The organism is Mesorhizobium sp. 113-3-3 (genome assembly GCF_016756495.1).
GTDB lineage: Bacteria > Pseudomonadota > Alphaproteobacteria > Rhizobiales > Rhizobiaceae > Mesorhizobium.
This window is the reverse complement of the sequence record NZ_AP023243.1, coordinates 4997809-5016201: the sequence shown is the minus strand read 5'-3', so window position 1 is coordinate 5016201 and position 18393 is coordinate 4997809. Positions and strand designations below refer to the sequence as shown.

Here is an 18393-nt window from a genome sequence, read left to right as displayed (position 1 = left end):
ATGGCAGCGGCGAAGCGGCTGACCGCCGATGCGCTCGCCGAAGCGCTTGTGGAACGCACGGGCCATGCCTTTGCCGACCGCCAGCGCCTGCAGCGTGCGCTCACCCATGCCAGCGCCCGCGGCGCCAATGCCGGCACCGACTACGAGCGTTTTGAATTTCTCGGCGACCGGGTTCTCGGCCTGGTCGTTGCCGACATGTTGCTGGCCGCGTTTCCCGATGCGGCCGAAGGCGAGTTGTCGCTGCGGCTCAATGCGCTGGTCAATGCCGAGGCGCTTTCCGAGATCGCCGAACATATCGGGCTGCCGGACCTGATCCGCGCCGGATCGGATGTGCGCGGGCTCGAGGGGCGCAAGCGCGTCAATCTGCGCGCCGACGCGTTGGAATCGCTGATCGCCGTGCTCTATCTCGACGGCGGGCTGGAGGCGGCGCGCGCCTTCATCCACAAATATTGGCAGCCGCGTTCGCAGGCTTCCGGCGCGGCGCGCCGCGACGCCAAGACCGAATTGCAGGAATGGGCGCATCAGGCGGCGAGTGCCGTTCCGGCCTACCAGATCGACAGCCGCGAGGGGCCGGACCACGATCCGTTGTTCACCGTCAGCGTCAAGGTTGGCGCATTTCAGCCGGCGACCGGCAGCGGCCGTTCCAAACGTGAAGCGGAGCAGGCAGCCGCGGCTGCCCTTCTGCTGCGCGAAGGTGTATGGAACGCGGCATGACCGATATTGAAACTGCAGAAACCCCCGCCACGCATTCCGGCTTCGTCGCGCTGATTGGTGCGCCGAACGCCGGCAAGTCGACGCTGGTCAACCAATTGGTCGGCGCCAAGGTGTCGATCGTCACCCATAAGGTGCAGACGACCCGTGCCATCGTGCGCGGCATCGCCACGCATGACAATGCGCAGATCGTCTTCGTCGACACGCCCGGCATCTTCAAGCCCAAGCGGCGCCTCGACACCGCGATGGTGACCACCGCCTGGGGCGGCGCCAAGGATGCCGATATCGTGCTGCTGCTGATCGATGCCGAGCGTGGCATCAGGGGCGACGCCGACGCCATCCTCGAACGGCTGAAGGATGTGCGCCAGCCGATGGCGCTGATCCTCAACAAGGTCGATCGGGTCAAGCACGAGACGCTTCTGGCCCTGTCCGCGGCAGCCAATGAAAGAGTGCCGTTCAAGCGCACCTTCATGGTTTCCGCACTGACCGGTTCCGGCTGCAAGGACCTGCTCGAATATCTGGCGCAGGCGCTGCCGGCCGGCCCCTGGTACTATCCGGAAGACCAGATTTCCGACCTGCCGATGCGCCAACTGGCGGCCGAGATCACCCGCGAAAAACTCTATCTGCGGCTGCATCAGGAACTGCCCTATTCCTCGCATATCGAAACCGAGAAATGGGAAGAGAAGCCGGATGGCTCGGTACGCATCGACCAGACCATCTATGTCGAGCGCGACAGCCAGAAGAAGATCGTGCTCGGCCACAAGGGCGAAACCATCCGCGCCATCGGCCAGGCGGCGCGCATGGAGATCGCGGGCATCCTCGAGCAGAAGGTGCACCTGTTCCTGTTCGTCAAGGTGCGCGAGAACTGGGGCGACGATCCCGAGCGCTATCGCGAGATGGGGCTGGAGTTTCCCCACTAGGATAGTTCACCGTTTTGGTGCTCGCCGATCACAAGCATCGGGCGTGATCGGCGAATCCAGCACATGGCTCAGGCGGCGAGCGCAGCCATCCGCCGCCGGGCGAAGCTCTCCGCTCCGTAATAGACGACGATGGCGACCGCGATGATTGCCCAGATCGCCACGGCGATCCACTGCTGCTGCACATAGTCACCGCCGGTGAACACCTTGCCCAGGAAGCGGACGCTGTTCTGGTGCGTGACGTGCATGATGATGGCGAGAAGCACGCTGCCGGTGTTCTGATAGAGCCAGGTGAACACGACGCCCGCCAGTACGACGTTGATGGTGCTGTACAAGCTGAGGTCGCCGACAAGGCCGAGCGGAAAATGCCAGATGGCCCAGATCACGCCGAGAATCAGGCTGCCGGTGAGTGCCGGCTGACTGGCAAGCAGACGTGGCGTCGCAAAACCGCGCCACCCCGGCTCTTCGCCGAGCGGGCCGCTGAAGACGGCATAGAGCGCGATGATCGGCAGCATCTCGGAGAGAGCCGGGATGTTGCTCCAGGCCGGTGCCCCGGCGCCAAACAGCGGATTGATCAGGATGGAGGCCAACTGCGTTGCGAACGGCAGGCCGAACGCCACCACGTACCATATCGGACGAACCCGCCACCTCACCATTGCATTGAGGATGGCCTTGACCGAACTCCAGCCGCCGGAGACAGCCGCGACGACAAAGCCGGAAACCATCGGACCGAAGGTGAACCAGGGAATGCTGTCACCATTCGACAAATAGAATGGAATGAAGGCCAGCCAGGTCAGGCCAATCGTCAAGGAAAAGAAGGCGGTCAGCTGGTGCCTTCGCACCAGGCTCAACAGGGAAGTCATCTCAGGTCCTTTCAGCGGGCAGGATTTATGAGAGGTCGCCGGACTGCCCGATCGGTCGATTTGCCTCTGGAAACGAGCCAGCCGAATTGTTCAGCAGGCCGTGTCGACCAATTCGGCCGACCCGCCATTTTTGGCGCCTTTTCAGCCAAGAATCCCGAGCGCTTTCTGAAGGATTTCCGATTTTATGGTGGGCCGATTCTGTTTTGCGTCGTGCCCGGTCGGCTCCGTCACCCAATCATCGATGCGGCAACATTCCATGCGGTTTTTGGCTTGCCCCGGCAAAGCCGATCGGCTGCGGGCATCCTCGCAGCGCCGATGCGCCCGCAACAGACGATGAATTGCCATGGCCTTTTCCGCCAAAAATAATAAGGATATCTTTGAAGAGTAGAGAATATAGTGACTTTTTGAATGGCTATGGCGAAATTTCATGCCTTGAAAATATAGTTAGCCGAGAAATTTTCGGCATATATATTTATTTTATGACGTTGTGCCGATTGTGCCAATTCCAGTGTTATTTGTGCAACACAGCATAAAACTGTTCGCAGAATCGCCGTTATTTCTAAAACTGTCATTGAAGGCGGAAGCTTGATGGGTATGTTCGCCGCGAAAAGGGGACGCGGTGCGCGCCTTTTCGTGTGAGTTGAGGCAGCAAAAAATAGCCGCCAGCCACAAATCCGAAGCCATTTTAAACTATGACTGGAGAGGTCAGAAAATGAACATCAAGAGCCTCCTTCTCGGCTCAGCCGCGGCAATGATCGCGGTGTCCGGCGCTCGCGCCGCGGACGCTGTCGTCGTCGCCGAACCGGAACCGGCCGAATACGTCAAGATCTGCGACGTCTACGGCGCCGGCTACTTCTACATCCCGGGCACCGAGACCTGCCTGCGCATCGGCGGCTATCTCCGCTATGACATTGGCGTCGGCGATGCCGGCACGCTGGATGGCGTCAACAACGTTGCCGATCACATGGGCGACGGTAGACACGACACCTACTACAAGAACATGCGCTTCGCGCTGAGGACTTACACCGGTCAGGAAACCGAGCTCGGCACGTTGAAGACCTTCACCGAGACCCGCTTCCAGTTCGGCAACAAGTCTGGTGACTATACCGGCGGCGCCACTGACTGGCAGGCTGTCAACAAGGCGGTAACGCTGAACTTCGCCTGGATCCAGCTCGGTGGTCTGCGCGTCGGTAAGGACGAGACGACGTATGACTCGTTCATCGGCTACGCCGGCAATGTCATCCAGGACACCATCATCCCGTATGGTATCAAGGACACAAACCTTATCAGCTACTATTTTGACGCCGGCAGCGGCTTCTCGGGCGTCGTCTCGCTCGAAGAAGGCACCGATGCTTCGGGCATCAGCGATACGATCGACAGCTACGTTCCGCATGTCGTCGGTGGCTTGAAGTACAAGGGTGACTGGGGTGCGATCACCGGTGTTGTTGCCTATGACAGCAACTATGAGGAAGTGGCCGGCAAGGTTCGCTTGGATGTCAACGTCACCAAGGAACTGACCCTTTTCGTCATGGGCGGCTATGGCACTGACGATAATCTCCGCGACTTCTCCAAAGGCCGTGGCCAGTACAAGCCTTGGGGCGGCAATTGGGCCGTCTGGGGCGGCGGCACCTACAAGTTCAACGACAAGACGGCGTTCAACGTCCAGGCATCTGCTGACGACGACAAGAACTACGCCCTGGCTGCGAACGTCGCTTATACCATCGTCCCCGGCTTCACGATCACGACCGAAGTCGACTGGGATCACTACGGCAACTACGGCAACCCGTCCCTCTACGGCAACTGGAGCAAGGCCAACAAGAAGGACAGCGTCGGCGGCATCGTCCGCTTCCAGCGCAACTTCTAATCGATCGACTGACCCTTACCAGGCCGCCCGCAGCATATTGCTGCGGGCGGTTTTTTTTGTGCGTTGGTGCGAGGGCCGGCCCAGGCGCCAGGCCCATACCTTGATTTCGCCACCCGATCGGTGAAAAGCTCAAGGCATGGAATGGCGCGACGAGGGAATCATTCTCGGCACCCGCAAGCATGGCGAAACCAGCGCCATCCTCGAGGTGATGACCCGCGCGCATGGCCGCCATCTCGGTCTCGTGCGCGGCGGTCGCTCGCGCAAGCAGCAGCCCGTTCTCCAACCCGGCAATCGCGTCGACCTGTTGTGGCGGGCCCGGCTTGACGAGCATCTCGGCACGTTCCAGGCCGAGGCGATCGAAATGAATGCCGCCAGGCTGATGGACAGCGCCGTCGCCGTCTACGGCCTGCAGACCATGGCCGCGCATTTGCGCCTCTTGCCAGAGCGTGACGCCCATGGCGGCCTCTACGAGGCACTTTCCGTGATGATCATCCATCTCGACGATGCCGATGCCGCCGGCGAACTGGTGGCGCGCTTCGAGCTCCTGATCCTCGATGAACTCGGTTTCGGCCTCGATCTCAGCCAATGCGCCGCCACCGGCACGAGGCAGGATCTGGCCTATGTCTCGCCGAAGTCGGGCCGCGCGGTGTCGCGCGAAGCAGGCTTGCCATGGCGCGACAAGATGCTGGCGCTGCCGGCCTTTTTGCAGCGCGGCTCCGGCCTGCGCGGAGATCCGGCCGCGATCGAGGATGCCTTCCGGCTCACCGGTTTCTTCTTTACCCGCCACGTCTACGAGCCGCGTGCCATCGAACAGCCCGATGCTCGCGCCGGCTTCCTCGCCGCCTTGCGCAAGCATCACGCGACGCGCAAGGCCATTGCCGGAGACAATGCCGCATGAGAGAGGTCGAACCTTATTCACGCTGGGTTCGTCGTTTGGAGCCAAGCACTTGGCTTTCGGTGCCAAGACATGTTCGATATTTCCAGCCGCCAGTCTGGCGGCACGCCGAGTTTTTCAGCCGTTTAGCCGCCGTATTTGGATGTCAGTGAGATAAAACGTCAGTGAAAACTGGCCTGGTTTGGGGGAACCGCCATGTTTGAAAGCCTGATCGGCCTTGTCGCCATCATCGCCTTGTTCGTCATCATTTCGCGTCAGCAGAGCCGCATCGGCCTTGTCGAGCGTGAGCTTGGCGCGCTGCGCAGTCTCGTCCTTTCAGGCGCGGTGCCGCCGGCAGCCAAGCCGGCAGAACAGATGGCGGCCGATGGCAAGGCGGAAGCGGCGCCTTTCGCTGCGGCAGCGGCCGATATCGCCTCGCCAACGGTGAGCGAACCGGTCGCGCAGGCGCCGGCTACAGAAACGGAAGCTCCGGCCGGCGAGGCTGTGTCCGGCCCCTGGTCCGCGGTCGAGGCTCCCAAGGCAGCAGAACCTGCCGAGCCGGTTGCGGCCCCCAAGACTCCCGGCAAGCCGGACATCGAAACTGCGCTCGGCACCCGCTGGGCGGTCTGGGTCGGCGGTATCGCGCTGGCGCTGGGTGGCCTGTTCCTGATCCGCTACACCATCGAGGCGGGCATTTTCGGCCCCGGCGTGCGGCTTACCATGGCGGCGGTACTCGGGCTGGTGCTGGTCGCCGGCGGCGAGTTCATTCGCCGCACCGGGTTCAAGGTGCCCGTGCAAGGCGTTGCCGGTGCCTATATTCCGGCGATCCTGACGGCGGCTGGTGCCTTCATCCTGTTCGGCACCGTCTATGCCGCGCATGGAATTTACGGCTTCATCGGCGCGGCGCTTGCCTTCACGTTGCTCGGTGCCATCGGCGTGGCGACGATCGCGGCCGCCCTGGTCCATGGCCAGGCGCTGGCCGGCATCGGTCTGGTTGGCGCCATGGTGACGCCGGTGCTGATCGCCTCGCAGGCGCCCAACCCCTGGGCGCTGTTCGGCTATCTCGCCATCGTGCTCGCCGCCACCGGCGTCATCGCTCGCATGCGCGACTGGAAGGCGCTGATGGCGGCGGCCTTTTTCGGCACCGGCATCTGGACAATCCTCTACATGAGCGACGCGCCGGGCGCGAACCTGTCTGCCATCTTGTTCATCGACGCCGTCACCCTGGCTGCGCTCGCTTTGGTCTGGCTCGGCGGCCATCGCGACGAAACCGCCAGGGTCTTCGACTGGCCGTCCATCGTGCCTGGCCTGTTCGTTGCCTTCTCGGCGCTGGGCCTGTCGGTCGACCCGGCCTTCGCCACGGCCGGCTACGCCTTGCATGGCGCCGCGATCCTGGCCGTAATGGTGGCCGTCGCGCTCTATCGCCCGCTGGCGCTGCCGCTGCTTTATGCCGCCGGACTGGCGACGGTCATGATCTATCTCGGCATCATCCCGCCAGCTTCGATCGCGTCCGACTTTTCGGCCGGTGCTCTCGGTGTCGATGGCTTGCCCGTGGCCACGTCCAATGCCTTGACCTTGCGCATCGGCATCGCACTCGGCCTCGTCTTCATCGGCGCGGGCCTGTGGGGCGCCCGCAAGTTCGCGGCGTCGTCCCGGCCGCGATCCGCCTCTTGGGCGGCATGGGGTGTCGCCGTGCCGCTGGTCATCCTGCTGGCGCTCTGGTTCACCTTCGGCAATCTCGACCGCGACTTTGTCTATGCCGCCGTCGCCGCGCTGCTGGTCATGGTTTTCGCCGCCGGCGGCGAGTGGATCGCGCGCGCCGAAGAGCCGCCGCTCAAGGGCGGGGTGGCCGTGTCGTTTGCCCTCAGCGGTGCGGCGCTCGCCGGCCTTTTGATGCTGCACATGGCTTTCAACTCCGGCTGGACCACCATTCTGCTCGGTGCGGCAGTCATCGTGCCGGCGCTGGCCACGCGCTGGCGCTCTTATCCCGTGCTTGGCTGGATTTCGGTTGGTGCCGTGATCGCCGTGCTTGGCCGTGTCGCCTTCGATCCGACCATCGTCGGCGCCGAGTTCCTGTCGACGACACCGTTGTTCAACTGGCTCCTCCCGGGCTATGGCGTTCCGGCGCTCGCCTTCGGCTTCGCCGCCTGGCAGCTCGCCCGCACCACCAATGGCCGGCCGCGCCTCGTCATGGAAGCGGCGGCGGCGCTGTTTGCGCTGCTGACACTTGCCATGCTGGTGCGCCACGCCATGCATGGCGGCGTCATCGACACTGGTCCGATGACGCTCGCCGAGCAGGCGATCTACACGCTGATCGCCATCGGTGCCGGCGCCATCCTTGTCGCCATCGACATGCGCTCGCCAAGTTCGGTGCTGCGCTATGGTTCGATGGCGGTGGGCGTGGTTTCGGTCGCCTTGATCGTCATCCGGCATTTCGTGGTGCTCAATCCGCTGTTTACGGACGAATCGACCGGCCGAATCCCGGTCTTCAACCTGTTGTTCCTTGCCTATCTCCTGCCGGCCATCGCCGCCGGCGGACTGGCGCTCTATGTCAGAGGCAAGCGGCCAAAATGGTATTCGGCAATGCTGGCACTGGTCGCGGCGCTGCTTGCCTTTGCCTATGCCACTCTGTCGGTCAGGCGCCTGTTCAAGGGCGAGTTCATCGGCCTGTGGAGCGGGCTTGGCCAGTTGGAGACCTACTCCTATTCGGCGCTCTGGCTGGTGATCGGCGTGGCGCTGCTCACCGCCGGCGTCTGGCTGAAGTCGCAGGTGCTGCGCATTGCCTCGGCCGCGTTGATAGCGATCGCCGTGCTGAAGGTCTTCCTCTTCGACATGTCGGAGCTGGAAGGCGTGCTCAGGGCGCTGTCATTCATCGGCCTCGGTGCGGTGCTGATCGGCATCGGGCTGTTCTACCAGCGGCTTTTGACGAGGGCGGCGAGGGAAAACGGATAAAGGCAAGCAAGAACAACAAGATTTCAGTCTGGTCGGGAATAATTTGACCAATCCTCTCGTTATCTCATTGCTTGGGTGACCGGGGCGGCGGACCGCTTCGCGCTGGCCGCTTGCGTCGCGCTCGGAAGGCGCGTTGAATCGGGTTCAATAAGGGCGATTTCAGAACCAGCGGTCATGGACGAAAAGAAGGCAGCAATCCTCGGCGAAATACCGCGCCTGCGCCGCTACGCACGCTCGCTGTTGCGCGACCGCGATTCTGCCGACGACCTCGTTCAGGACTGCCTCGAGCGCGCACTGATGCGGCTCGACAACTGGCAGACGGGAGAAAGCCCCAGGAGGTGGCTGTTTACGATCATGCATCATTTGTTCATCGACCAGATGCGCAAGGTGAACCGTCGCGGCGAAGCGGCGATGCTGCCCCTGGAAGCAGGCGAGGCGGTTGCCCAGCCAGCCGAGCAGCTGGAGGGCATCGCCTCGCGTGAGATCATCGACGCGCTGCATGCGATCAGCCCCGATCGCCGCGCGGCCCTTGTCCTGGTCGCCATCGAAGGCTTCTCCTATGCCGAGGCCGCCAACATGCTGGGCGTGCCCGCCGGCACGCTGATGTCGCGCATCGCACGCGGACGTGAGGAACTGCGCGGCTTGCTGGATGACACGGCGCGCCGCCGCGCCATAAGGATCGTCGAGAAATGATCCGCCGCGATTTTTCAGAACGTGACATCCACATGGCGCTCGACGGCGAACTGCCGGCCGACGAGCGTGCCGCCTATGATGCCTGGCTCGACGCCAACCCCGAGATGAGGGCCAGGAGCGCCCGCTTCACAGCCGACCGGGAGGCATTGCGCTCGGCCTTTGCCGGCGTGCCGGATGAGCCTGTTCCCGCGCGCTTGCGCAAGGTGGTGCTCGGCGAGGCGCCCGTTAAGGCTGCGGCGCCGCGCTCGCGCTGGTGGCTTGCCGCCGCAGCGGCCGTGCTTTTGGCCACGGGCGGTTTTGGCGGTTATTTTGCCGGCATCGACGGCACCGCACAGGAGGATCCGGCGGAGGATCGGCTTGCCGAACAGGCGATTGCCGCCCATGTCATCTACGCCGCCGAGAAGCGGCATGCTGTGGAAGTGCCGGCCAGCGACAAGGATCATTTGCAGACCTGGCTGTCCAATAGAGTCGGGCTGAAGCTGGTGGCGCCGGACCTGACCGCGAACGGCTTCCAACTGATTGGCGGCCGGTTGCTGCCCGCCGGCGACAGCAAGGCCGCGATGCTGCTCTACGAGGACGACAAGGGTGAGCGCGTATCGCTCTTCGTCACCGCGGAATCAACGGAGAACGCCAAGGGCATCTATGCTTCGGCGCAGGACGGTCCGCAGGCGGTCTACTGGCTGGACAAGGGCTATGGCTGCGCCGTCGTCGGCTCGCTGCCGCGCGAGCAATTGGCGGCCGTGGCCAAGAGTGCCTATGGCCAGCTTCTGGCTGGCCTCGCAAGCTGAGCGGCCGCGATTATTCGCGGCCGGTGGTCCGTCAAAACAGCGATCCTGTTCAAAGCTCGCGGGCTTCCTTGCCGCCGCGGAAACTGTCACAATTCGGCCCTAATCAAGGAGCGATAGCGCTTGATGAATACCGGCGCTTCGGCCGGTGTTTGCGACGCTTTTGACCGGGCCGTTTCCGCAACGCAATCGAGGTTTTCTCAAGTCGCATGCCTGCCGAGATCCGTACGGCCCGCGCGTCTGACGTCGATGATCTCGCCGCCATCGAGAAAGCCGTTTTCTCGAGCGATCGCATCTCCCGTCGCTCCTTTCGCCTGTTCATCGAGCGCGAGACCGCCGAGACGCTGGTCGCCGAAGTCGATGGCCGCGTCGCCGGCTACGCGATCGTGCTGTTTCGCAAGGGCAGTGGCGTGGCGCGGCTCTACTCCATAGCCGTCGGTCCTTTTTTCGGCGCGCTCGGCATCGGGCGCCAGCTTTTGACGGCGGCTGAGGAGGCGGCCTTCGAGCACGACCGCATGATGCTGCGTCTGGAAGTGCGCGAGGACAACGGCCGGGCCATCCGCATCTACGAGCAGGCCGGCTACCGCAAGATTGGCCGCGAGCCGGGCTATTACGAGGACGGTGCGACCGCGCTTCGTTATGAGAAAACCCTGCGCGGCGACCTTCCGGTGGCCACAAGAGTGCCGTTCTACCAGCAGACCTGCGAATTCACCTGCGGCCCGTGCTGCCTGATGATGGCCATGGCGAATTTCGACCGGGATTTCGTGCCCGATCCGGTGATGGAAATTCGCCTCTGGCGCGAGGCGACGACCGTCTTCATGATGTCGGGGCCGGGCGGCTGCGAACCATTCGGCCTGGCTGTTTCCGGGTATGAAAGCGGCCTCGCGGCGGAGATCTTCGTTTCCTTCTACGGCGCACTGTTCCTGCAGTCGGTGCGCAGCGAGGACAAGCGCCGGGTGATGGAACTGGCCCAGGTCGACTTTCGCCGCCGCGCGGAACAATATGGCATCCCGGTGAATTATCGCCCGTTCACCATCGACGACATCAAAACCGCCATCGCCGCGGGAAAACTGGTGCTGGTGCTGATCAGCGGCTTCCTGATGTTCGGCAAGAAGGTGCCGCATTGGGTGCTGGCCATCGGCGATGACGGCGATCATATTCTGATCCACGATCCCTGGGTCGAGGACGAGAGGCAGGAAACCATCCTTGATGCCGCCAACATTCCCGTGCCCTACGGCATCTTCATGAACATGGCGCAGTTCGGCCGCGACGGACTGCGTGCCGCCATCACTCTGGGGAAGCGCGACACAAAATGACCTGGGTCATCCTTACCGGCCGGCAGAGCGATCTCGACCAGGTGGCGACACCGCATAAGATCATCACCAACCGCGACTATCTCGCGCATCCTTCGCTGTTTCGTGGCCAGCGGCCGAAGGTCATCAACCTGTCGAACAATTACGGCTACCAGAGCCGCGGCTACTACGCCTCGCTGCTGGCGAGCTCGCGCGGCCACAAGGTCATCCCGACCGTCGAGACGATGATCGACCTGTCGGAACGCAAGCTCTACGAGCATGCGCTGCCGGAACTGGAACTGGCGCTCAACAAATGCCGCAAGGACCTCGGCGGCGCCTTTCCGGCCAAGGTCTGCATCTTCTTCGGCATCGGCCCCTCCAAGGTGTGGGACCGCTTCGCCAAGCTGTTGTTCGACTGGTTCCGGGCGCCGGCGCTCGAGGTCCATATCAAGGACAGCGCCGAATGGGCTTCGATCCGCAAGATCGGCTTCCATCCGCTGGCGCGCATGACCGAGGATGAGGAAAAAAACTTCATCCAGTGCCTGGAGACCTACACCAACCGCGAGTGGCGCGACACCAAGGGGCGCACGCCGGCGCGCTACACCTTCGCCACGCTGGTCGATCCGCATGAGGAACTGCCGCCGTCGGAAATCTCGTCGCTGCGCTACTGGGCCAAGATCGCCGAAAAGATGGGGGTCGAAATCGAGCCCATCACCAAAAAGGATCTCGCCAAGCTCGCCAACTACGATGCGCTGTTCATTCGCGAGACCACCTCGATCTCCAACCACACCTATCGTTTCGCCCGCCGCGCCCAGCAGGAAGGCATGCCCGTCATCGACGATCCGCTGTCGATGATCCGTTGCACCAACAAGGTCTATCTCAACGAGCTGATGGCCTACAACAAGGTGCCGGTGCCGCCGACCGTGATGATCGCCGGCACCTCCGATTTCGAACTGGCCGCGCAGACACTGGGTTTCCCGCTGGTGCTGAAGATCCCGGATTCGTCCTTCTCGCGCGGCGTCAAGAAATGCGAGAATCTCGAGGAACTGACACGGCTTGCGACCGAGTGGCTGGAAGATTCCGACCTCCTCATCGCGCAGAAATTCATTCCGACCGAATATGACTGGCGCGTCGGCGTGCTCGGCGGCCAGCCGCTGTTTGCCGTGCACTATCTGATGGCCAAGAAGCACTGGCAGATCGTCAACCACAAGGCCAATGGCAAGCCCGACCAGGGCGGCATCAAGACCTTCACGCTGAAGGAGACGCCGCCGCATGTCGTCGAGACCGCGGTCAAGGCGGCACGCTGCATCGGCGACGGCCTTTACGGCGTCGACCTCAAGGAGACCAAGGACGGCGTCTTCGTCATCGAGGTCAACGACAACCCGAATCTCGACCACGGCTGGGAGGACTCCGGCGAGAAGGACGAGGTCTGGGTGCGGCTGACGCAGTGGTTCCTGGAGCGGCTCGACCGGCCGGGGCGACAGTAGTTCAGCCAAGGGGAAAACATGCAGTTCATCGTGATCGAGGATTTCACCGGCTGCGACCGCAAGGATATCTACCGTCGCTTCCGCGATCGGGGCCGCCTGAAGCCGGATGAGCTGGTCGTGCACCACAGCTGGATCGCCGCGGATATGAGCCGCTGCTTCCTGCTGGTGGAGACGGACGACGTCACGCTCCTGCAGCGCTGGGTGATCGAATGGGCTGATCTGGTCGAGTTCGAGATTGTTCCGGTGGCGACGAGCAAGGACATGGTGGCGGCCTTGAGCGGGCACCTCTGACCATCGCCATCGTCAGGTCAGCGCCGGCGCGCCCACGGCGCGCCGGCATTCCTCGGTCATCCAATCGCGGAACGCCGCCACGACATCGCGCCTGGCGCTGCGTTCGGGAATGGTCAGGCAATAGGGCTGGCGCAGCGCGATCGCCCTGGCAGCGGGCCGGACCAGCCTGCCGTCCTCCACCGCTTCGGCACAATAGACCCCTTGCGCCAGCGCCACGCCCAGCCCCGAAATGGCGAGGTCGAGGGCGGCGCGCGACGAGTTGGCCGACAGGCCGCGCTGCGCCGCCCGGCCGGGCTGGACGCCTTCCGCCTCGAGCCAGTTTCGCCAGGACGGAAACGAGGCGCCGGTCGGTCCCCAATCGGTGTGGATCAGCGGCAGCCCTGCGAGTGGACCGCCGTCAGCCTTGATCCTGCTGGCAAGTTTTGGCGCGCAGACGGGATAGACGGCGTCCCGGGCGATGTCCTCGGTCGGGTGCTCGCGATAATGCGGACCGTAGGAGAGCCTGATATCGATCAGCTCACGGTCGAACGGCACCGGGTCGTCATCGCCGCGCAGCGATATGTCTGCGGCGCCGTGGCTTGCGACGAAGCCGGCGAGGCGCTGCGAAAGCCAGCCCATCGCCATCGAAGGTGGCACCGATACCACCAGGCGCGGGCGGAAGGCATCGCCGCCCAATTCGCGCGAGACGCTGCCGATTTCCTGGAAGGCCATGGTCAACCGTGGCAGCATTTCCACGCCGGCCTCGGTGAGGACAACCTTGCGGTTGACCCGGTGGAACAGCTTGCGCCCCATCTGTTCCTCGACGGTGCGGATAAGCTGGCTGACAGCCGCCGCCGAGACCGAAAGCTCTTCCGCCGCCGCGGCAAAGCTGCCCGTGCGCGCCGCAGCCTCGAAGGCCTGAAGTCCTTTCAGCGATGGAGATGTGACCATAGTCGCCAGATAGATAAGATGAACTTATCCAAATTGCAGGAATCGTCGTTTTTGGAAAGCTTTTTCATCGACTAGAGTGGGCTCGCCAAATCGCCAGCCTGGATCGAAGCCGATGGACCATCGCGATATAATCGCGTCACTGACCCCGGAAGAGCGCAATCGCCTGACCGCCAAATCCGACGTTGCGGGTCTCGCTCAGCTCGGCGCCCATTGGGGTGCGATTGCGATCATCGGATCGCTGATTGCGGCCAGGGTGCCATTCTGGCCGCTGCTGATGCTGCCCCAAGGTATCCTGATCGTCTTCCTGTTCACGCTGCTGCACGAGACGGTTCATCGCACGGCCTTCGAGACACAGTGGTTGAATGACGTCGTGGCGCGGGTATGCAGCCTGGCGCTCGCGCTGCCGGCCGACTGGTTCCGCTATTTCCATTTCGCCCATCACCGCTTCACCCAGGATCCCGAGAACGATCCGGAACTGGCCTTTCCCAAACCGGAAACGCTGCGGCAATATCTCGTGCATGTGTCCGGCATCCCGCTGTGGTGGGGCCATCTCAAGACGCTCTACGCCAATGCAGTTGGCGGCGGCCAGGAAAGCTATGTGCCGCCGAAAGGCCGACCCAAGGTGCGGGCCGAAGCGCGCGCCATGATCGCCTTCTATGCCGTCGTCATTCTGCTCGCCGTCTATTTCCGGCTCACTGTGCTTGTCTATGTCTGGATCATTCCGGCTCTGCTCGGTCAGCCCTTTTTGCGCCTCTATCTGCTGGCCGAGCACGGCCGCTGTCCGTTCGTGGCCAATATGCTGGAGAATACAAGAACCACGCTGACCAATTGGCTGGTGCGCAAGCTGGCCTGGAACATGCCGTTCCATGCCGAGCATCATGCCTATCCCGGCGTGCCGTTCCATCAGCTGCCGCAGTTTCACGCGCTGATCGAACGGCACCTGAAGGTGGTCGAGCCCGGCTATGTCAGCTTCCACGAGAAATATCTGGCAACGCTGAACTGACCGCCGATGCCATCAGCCAGTTTGGCTGTGCAGGGCGCGCGACTTCAGCAGGCGCTGGATGTCCGCCGCCTTCGACGGCACGCCGATCAGATAGCCCTGCGCCTCGGCACAGCCATTGTCGCGCAGCATGTCGAGTTGCACCTCGGTCTCGACGCCCTCGGCGGTGACGACAACGCCAAGCTCGTTGCCGAGCCCGATGATGGTGCGCACGATCGCCGCCGTGTCGCGATTGCCCATGTCATGGATGAAGGAGCGATCGATCTTGATCTTGTCGACCGGGAAACTCCTGAGATAGCCGAGCGAGGAATAGCCGGTGCCGAAATCATCCAGCGCGATGCGGATGCCGAGATCGCGCAACTGCCGCAGCGTCTTCAGCACGGCCTTGCTCTCGTCCATCAACACGGTTTCGGTGATTTCCAGTTCCAGCTGTGCGGCCGGCACACCTGAAAAGGCCAGGGCCGATATGACGCTGCGGGCAAACCCGCCGTTTTTGAGCTGCACGGCCGAGACATTGACCGCGATGCGCAAACCGGGAGGCCAGCTGGCTGCCGCTGCGCAGGCCTTTCTCAGCGCCCATTCGCCGAGCGGCACGATCAGCCCGGTTTCTTCGGCGACCGGAATGAACGTGTCAGGCGCGACGGTGCCGCGCGCCGGCGAATGCCAGCGCATCAAGGCCTCGGCGCCGATGATCTCACCGGAGGCGATGTTCATGATGGGCTGGAAATCGAGATCGAACTCCTGGCGCGGCAGCGCCGCGTCGAGGTCGACTTCGAGCGCCCGCCGGGCCTGCACGATGGCGTCCATCGCGGGCTCGAAGAAGCGATAGAGGTTTCTCCCTTCGCTCTTCGCCCGATAGAGCGCCGTATCGGCGTTTTTCAGCAGCGTATCGGCGTCCTTGCCGTCTTCAGGGAATACGGCAATGCCCAGGCTGATGCCGATATGCATATCCCGGCTCTTGTCGCGAAACGGTCTTGCGATGGCCTCGACGATGCGCTTCGCCAGTTTTTCAGCATCGGCGATGCCCCTGGAGTTGAACTGCATGACGACGAACTCGTCGCCGCCGAAGCGGGCGACGACATCTGTCTCATTACTCAGGCAGCGCTGCAGCCGCTCGGCCACGCTTTTCAGGAGCCAGTCGCCGGCGGGATGTCCCCAGGTGTCGTTGACGGCCTTGAAGCGGTCGAGGTCGAGCGAGAAGATCGCCAGAGGCGGTGCCGCCGCATCTTCCAGCGCCAGGTCGAGCCGTTCGCGAAACATCGAGCGGTTGGGCAGTCCGGTCAGCGTGTCGTGATGCGCAAGATGGATCATGCGCTCTTCGGTGCGTCGACGTTCGGTGACATCATCGAAGGTCACCACCCAGCCGCCGCCGCTCATCGGCTGGCGTGTGACCAGAACCGTCCTGCCGTCGGTAAGATAGCGATAGGCCGAATGCATTTTCGCCGCCACCAGGCAGGCTTCGGTCTTGGCAACTTCGCTGTCGACGTCGATCTGCTGATAGATGCCGAGTTCCAGCAGTTTTTCGAGTGCGTCGCGATGCGTCGTTCCGAGCGGAAAGTCCGCCGCGGTGACCTTGTAGAGCTCCAGAAAACGCCGGTTGCGTACGATCATCTTGCCGTCGGCGTCGTACATCAGCAGGCCTTGCGACATGTTGGCGAGCGCTGCGTCGAAACGGCGATGCTGCTCCTTGAGGTCCTGCTCGGCGCGCCGCTGTTCGGTGATGTCCTCGTAGATCGAGACCCAGCCGCCCACGGCCAGCGGCCGGTGTGAGATGTTGATAATGCGACCATCCGACAGCGTCTCTTCGTAAGTCGAGGGTTTCGCCTGGTCGATATAGGGTTTGCGGATGGCATAGAGCTCGTCGGCGCTTTGCGAGGCGATGCCGATGTCGACGCTGTGGCGCAGGATGTCGATGAAGTGGATGCCCGGTCGTACCAGCTTGGCGTCGAGGCAGAAGAGTTTGATGTAGTTGCCGTTGCAGATGATCATGCGTTCGTCGGCGTCGAACATGCACAGCCCATGCGACATGTTCTCGACAGCGGCTGAAAAGCGTTCGTTCTGTTCGCGCAGCTCATTTTCCATGCGACGAGAGCGCTCCACGCCTTCGGCCACCCGCTCCGGGACGATCGAACCATCCTTGACATCCACGACGGGCATGAGGCGCGCCTGCGGTGCGTGATCGAACACCACACTGTTGCCGTTTCCGGTTAATTTAGCGTTCTCTACCCTAACGCCGAAGTCGCAACCGGGTGTCGCGACTTCTCAAGCGCCGAAAACCGCTTCAGGAACGCATCCTGCGCCCAGGTTACCGAGCGTGGTGTGAAATCGAAGCGCTCGGCGGAGAAACCGCGCGGGCGGCCGAAGAATTCGGTCGCCTCGGCGGTCGAGAAGCCGGCAAGCAGCGTTGCCTCGAAATAGGCGGCGATCTGGTCGGCGCGCTTGATGTCCCTGCGCAGCGCCGCGGCCGGTTCGGGAGGCAGCGAAAAGCGCAGATGGATGGCGCGCTGCAGGCGCAATTCGCAGTCCTTGTAGCTGCCGCCCATCACCGACTTGAACGGTGAGATCATGTCGCCGATGACATATTCAGGCGCATCGTGCAGAAGCGCCGCGAGCTGGTCGGTGGCCGAAGCCTGCGGCACCAGATCGCTGAACAGGGCCTCGACCAGCAGCGAGTGCTGAGCGACCGAAAACGCATGCTCGCCCCTGGTCTGGCCGTTCCATCGCGCGACGCGGGCAAGCCCGTGGGCAATGTCCGAAATCTCGATGTCGAGCGGGGAGGGGTCGAGCAGGTCAAGCCGGCGGCCCGACAGCATGCGCTGCCAGGCGCGCGGCGGCGCGCCGGTGCGGTCCGCTGCCATCAGGCTTCCTCCGCGCTGACTGTTTCCTGCGGAAAACTGAATTTGGCCCAGGCGGGAATGGTCACCGTCACCGGCACATCGCCAGCCAGGATCGACTGGCCGGCGTCGAGCGCCACCTTGACCCTGTCGATGCGGGCAATGGCAAGCCCGATATCGCCGGCGCTCGAACCGAGCGTGCCGACAGGCCGTCCTTCGACGGTGAGTTCGGAGCCGGAAGCGGGCAAGGCAAGCCCGGCCTGGACGATCAGCACGCGTCGCCTTGCCGTGCCGCGATGCTGCATGCGCGAGACGACCTCCTGGCCGACATAGCAGCCTTTCCTGAAGCCGACGCCGCCGGTCTCGTCGAGCAGCACGTCATGCGGGAAGGCGTCGCCCAATGCATAATCGGCGCCGCTTTCGGCGATGCCGTACGCTATGCGGAAGGCCTGCCACGCGGCGATGTCGCCGGCGTCGGCAACGCCGGCATAGGTGCGTGTGACGCTTTCGTCGGGAAAGCGCCTGTCGGCAACCGCGGTTGAATCATTTTGTGAGGCGATTGACTCTTTTCCCCACGCAACAGCGACAAGCGCCTGTTCCGACTTGGCAATCTCGACCCTAGCGCGAAGCTTGTAGAGCGTCAGCCGGCGAATGAAATCATCCGAAATATCGGCCCGGCATTCCAACCGGAAGGCGTTTTCGCCGGCGCGCGAGATCAGGAAGTCGAACAGGATCTTGCCTTGTGGCGTCAACAACGCGCCGGGCTTGGCTTCGCTGGTGCCGAGTGTATCGAGATCGGTGGTCAGGATATTTTGCAGAAAGTGCTCGGCATCAGGGCCGGAGACGGAGATGAGCGCGCGGTCTTTCAGCAGGGCAAAGGGCATGGGGAGGATAAAAGCC

General features: G+C 63.1%; 17 protein-coding genes. 11 read left to right on the top strand and 6 right to left on the bottom strand.

Translation table 11 applies throughout. From position 1 onward, the window contains the following. Nucleotides 1-714, top strand: a complete 714-nt coding sequence (rnc, locus tag JG746_RS24755) for a ribonuclease III (protein WP_202355112.1) — start codon at nt 1-3, stop codon at nt 712-714. Next, on the top strand, nt 699-1631 hold the full coding sequence (era, locus tag JG746_RS24750) for a GTPase Era (RefSeq protein WP_202355111.1): 933 nt from the start codon (nt 699-701) through the stop codon (nt 1629-1631). The genes rnc and era overlap by 16 nt, the downstream gene beginning before the upstream one ends. A 68-nt stretch (nt 1632-1699) precedes the next feature. On the opposite strand, the gene JG746_RS24745 is transcribed toward era, so the two are convergent. Both JG746_RS24745 and JG746_RS24740 read right to left on the bottom strand, forming a co-directional pair. Then, nucleotides 1700-2491, bottom strand: coding sequence for a CPBP family intramembrane glutamic endopeptidase (locus tag JG746_RS24745; protein WP_202355110.1), 792 nt, complete (start codon nt 2489-2491; stop codon nt 1700-1702). Nucleotides 2492-2632: 141 nt separating this feature from the next. Then, nucleotides 2633-2920 (bottom strand): hypothetical protein, encoded by a 288-nt coding sequence (locus JG746_RS24740; protein WP_202355109.1) that lies wholly within the window; start codon nt 2918-2920, stop codon nt 2633-2635. A 283-nt stretch (nt 2921-3203) separates the two neighbouring features. On the opposite strand from JG746_RS24740, the gene JG746_RS24735 reads away from it, so the two are divergent. The 8 genes from JG746_RS24735 to JG746_RS24700 all read left to right on the top strand — a co-directional run bounded on the left by JG746_RS24735 (nt 3204) and on the right by JG746_RS24700 (nt 12729). Continuing rightward, on the top strand, nt 3204-4355 hold the full coding sequence (locus JG746_RS24735) for a porin (RefSeq protein WP_202355108.1): 1152 nt from the start codon (nt 3204-3206) through the stop codon (nt 4353-4355). Between the two features lie 136 nt (nt 4356-4491). Next, the gene (recO, locus tag JG746_RS24730) at nt 4492-5253 is read left to right on the top strand and encodes a DNA repair protein RecO (RefSeq protein WP_202355107.1); all 762 of its coding nucleotides are present in this window, start codon (nt 4492-4494) and stop codon (nt 5251-5253) included. 192 nt (nt 5254-5445) lie between these two features. After that, nucleotides 5446-8181, top strand: a complete 2736-nt coding sequence (locus JG746_RS24725) for a DUF2339 domain-containing protein (RefSeq protein WP_202355106.1) — start codon at nt 5446-5448, stop codon at nt 8179-8181. 174 nt (nt 8182-8355) lie between these two features. Further along, a complete protein-coding gene (locus JG746_RS24720; protein ID WP_202355105.1) occupies nt 8356-8874 on the top strand; it encodes an RNA polymerase sigma factor in 519 nt (172 codons plus the stop codon). Beyond that, nucleotides 8871-9662 (top strand): anti-sigma factor family protein, encoded by a 792-nt coding sequence (locus JG746_RS24715; RefSeq protein ID WP_202355104.1) that lies wholly within the window; start codon nt 8871-8873, stop codon nt 9660-9662. Before JG746_RS24720 ends, JG746_RS24715 begins: the two co-directional genes overlap by 4 nt. 206 nt (nt 9663-9868) lie before the next feature. Continuing rightward, entirely contained in the window at nt 9869-10975 is a 1107-nt protein-coding gene (locus tag JG746_RS24710) for a GNAT family N-acetyltransferase/peptidase C39 family protein (RefSeq protein WP_202355103.1), read from the top strand. Next, entirely contained in the window at nt 10972-12438 is a 1467-nt protein-coding gene (locus tag JG746_RS24705) for a RimK family protein (RefSeq protein ID WP_202355102.1), read from the top strand. The genes JG746_RS24710 and JG746_RS24705 overlap by 4 nt, the downstream gene beginning before the upstream one ends. Before the next feature lie 18 nt (nt 12439-12456). Next, nucleotides 12457-12729 carry a DUF3303 domain-containing protein gene (locus tag JG746_RS24700; RefSeq protein ID WP_202355101.1) on the top strand — a complete coding sequence of 91 codons (273 nt, stop codon included), beginning with the start codon at nt 12457-12459 and terminating at the stop codon, nt 12727-12729. A 12-nt stretch (nt 12730-12741) separates the two neighbouring features. Here JG746_RS24700 and JG746_RS24695 read toward each other — a convergent pair whose 3' ends face one another. Next, nucleotides 12742-13659, bottom strand: a complete 918-nt coding sequence (locus JG746_RS24695) for a LysR substrate-binding domain-containing protein (RefSeq protein WP_202355100.1) — start codon at nt 13657-13659, stop codon at nt 12742-12744. Nucleotides 13660-13771: 112 nt separating this feature from the next. Here JG746_RS24695 and JG746_RS24690 point away from each other — a divergent pair, with 112 nt between their 5' ends. Next, nucleotides 13772-14662 carry a fatty acid desaturase family protein gene (locus tag JG746_RS24690; protein ID WP_202355099.1) on the top strand — a complete coding sequence of 297 codons (891 nt, stop codon included), beginning with the start codon at nt 13772-13774 and terminating at the stop codon, nt 14660-14662. Nucleotides 14663-14674: 12 nt separating this feature from the next. On the opposite strand, the gene JG746_RS24685 is transcribed toward JG746_RS24690, so the two are convergent. The 3 genes from JG746_RS24685 to ygfZ all read right to left on the bottom strand — a co-directional run bounded on the left by JG746_RS24685 (nt 14675) and on the right by ygfZ (nt 18377). Beyond that, nucleotides 14675-16816 (bottom strand): putative bifunctional diguanylate cyclase/phosphodiesterase, encoded by a 2142-nt coding sequence (locus JG746_RS24685; protein ID WP_202355098.1) that lies wholly within the window; start codon nt 16814-16816, stop codon nt 14675-14677. A 65-nt stretch (nt 16817-16881) separates the two neighbouring features. After that, complete coding sequence (locus JG746_RS24680) at nt 16882-17517, bottom strand: HD family hydrolase (RefSeq protein WP_202355097.1); 636 nt, start codon at nt 17515-17517, stop codon at nt 16882-16884. Beyond that, complete coding sequence (ygfZ, locus tag JG746_RS24675) at nt 17517-18377, bottom strand: CAF17-like 4Fe-4S cluster assembly/insertion protein YgfZ (protein WP_202355096.1); 861 nt, start codon at nt 18375-18377, stop codon at nt 17517-17519. The genes JG746_RS24680 and ygfZ overlap by 1 nt, the downstream gene beginning before the upstream one ends. Between the last annotated feature and the right edge of the window lie 16 nt (nt 18378-18393).

Coding starts and splice junctions, on each gene's coding strand:
- rnc (WP_202355112.1), top strand. CDS start 1: ATGGCAGCGGCGAAGCGGCTGACCGCCGATGCGCTCGCCGAAGCGCTT.
- era (WP_202355111.1), top strand. CDS start 699: ATGGAACGCGGCATGACCGATATTGAAACTGCAGAAACCCCCGCCACG.
- JG746_RS24745 (WP_202355110.1), bottom strand. CDS start 2,491: ATGACTTCCCTGTTGAGCCTGGTGCGAAGGCACCAGCTGACCGCCTTC.
- JG746_RS24740 (WP_202355109.1), bottom strand. CDS start 2,920: ATGAAATTTCGCCATAGCCATTCAAAAAGTCACTATATTCTCTACTCT.
- JG746_RS24735 (WP_202355108.1), top strand. CDS start 3,204: ATGAACATCAAGAGCCTCCTTCTCGGCTCAGCCGCGGCAATGATCGCG.
- recO (WP_202355107.1), top strand. CDS start 4,492: ATGGAATGGCGCGACGAGGGAATCATTCTCGGCACCCGCAAGCATGGC.
- JG746_RS24725 (WP_202355106.1), top strand. CDS start 5,446: ATGTTTGAAAGCCTGATCGGCCTTGTCGCCATCATCGCCTTGTTCGTC.
- JG746_RS24720 (WP_202355105.1), top strand. CDS start 8,356: ATGGACGAAAAGAAGGCAGCAATCCTCGGCGAAATACCGCGCCTGCGC.
- JG746_RS24715 (WP_202355104.1), top strand. CDS start 8,871: ATGATCCGCCGCGATTTTTCAGAACGTGACATCCACATGGCGCTCGAC.
- JG746_RS24710 (WP_202355103.1), top strand. CDS start 9,869: ATGCCTGCCGAGATCCGTACGGCCCGCGCGTCTGACGTCGATGATCTC.
- JG746_RS24705 (WP_202355102.1), top strand. CDS start 10,972: ATGACCTGGGTCATCCTTACCGGCCGGCAGAGCGATCTCGACCAGGTG.
- JG746_RS24700 (WP_202355101.1), top strand. CDS start 12,457: ATGCAGTTCATCGTGATCGAGGATTTCACCGGCTGCGACCGCAAGGAT.
- JG746_RS24695 (WP_202355100.1), bottom strand. CDS start 13,659: ATGGTCACATCTCCATCGCTGAAAGGACTTCAGGCCTTCGAGGCTGCG.
- JG746_RS24690 (WP_202355099.1), top strand. CDS start 13,772: ATGGACCATCGCGATATAATCGCGTCACTGACCCCGGAAGAGCGCAAT.
- JG746_RS24685 (WP_202355098.1), bottom strand. CDS start 16,816: ATGCCCGTCGTGGATGTCAAGGATGGTTCGATCGTCCCGGAGCGGGTG.
- JG746_RS24680 (WP_202355097.1), bottom strand. CDS start 17,517: ATGGCAGCGGACCGCACCGGCGCGCCGCCGCGCGCCTGGCAGCGCATG.
- ygfZ (WP_202355096.1), bottom strand. CDS start 18,377: ATGCCCTTTGCCCTGCTGAAAGACCGCGCGCTCATCTCCGTCTCCGGC.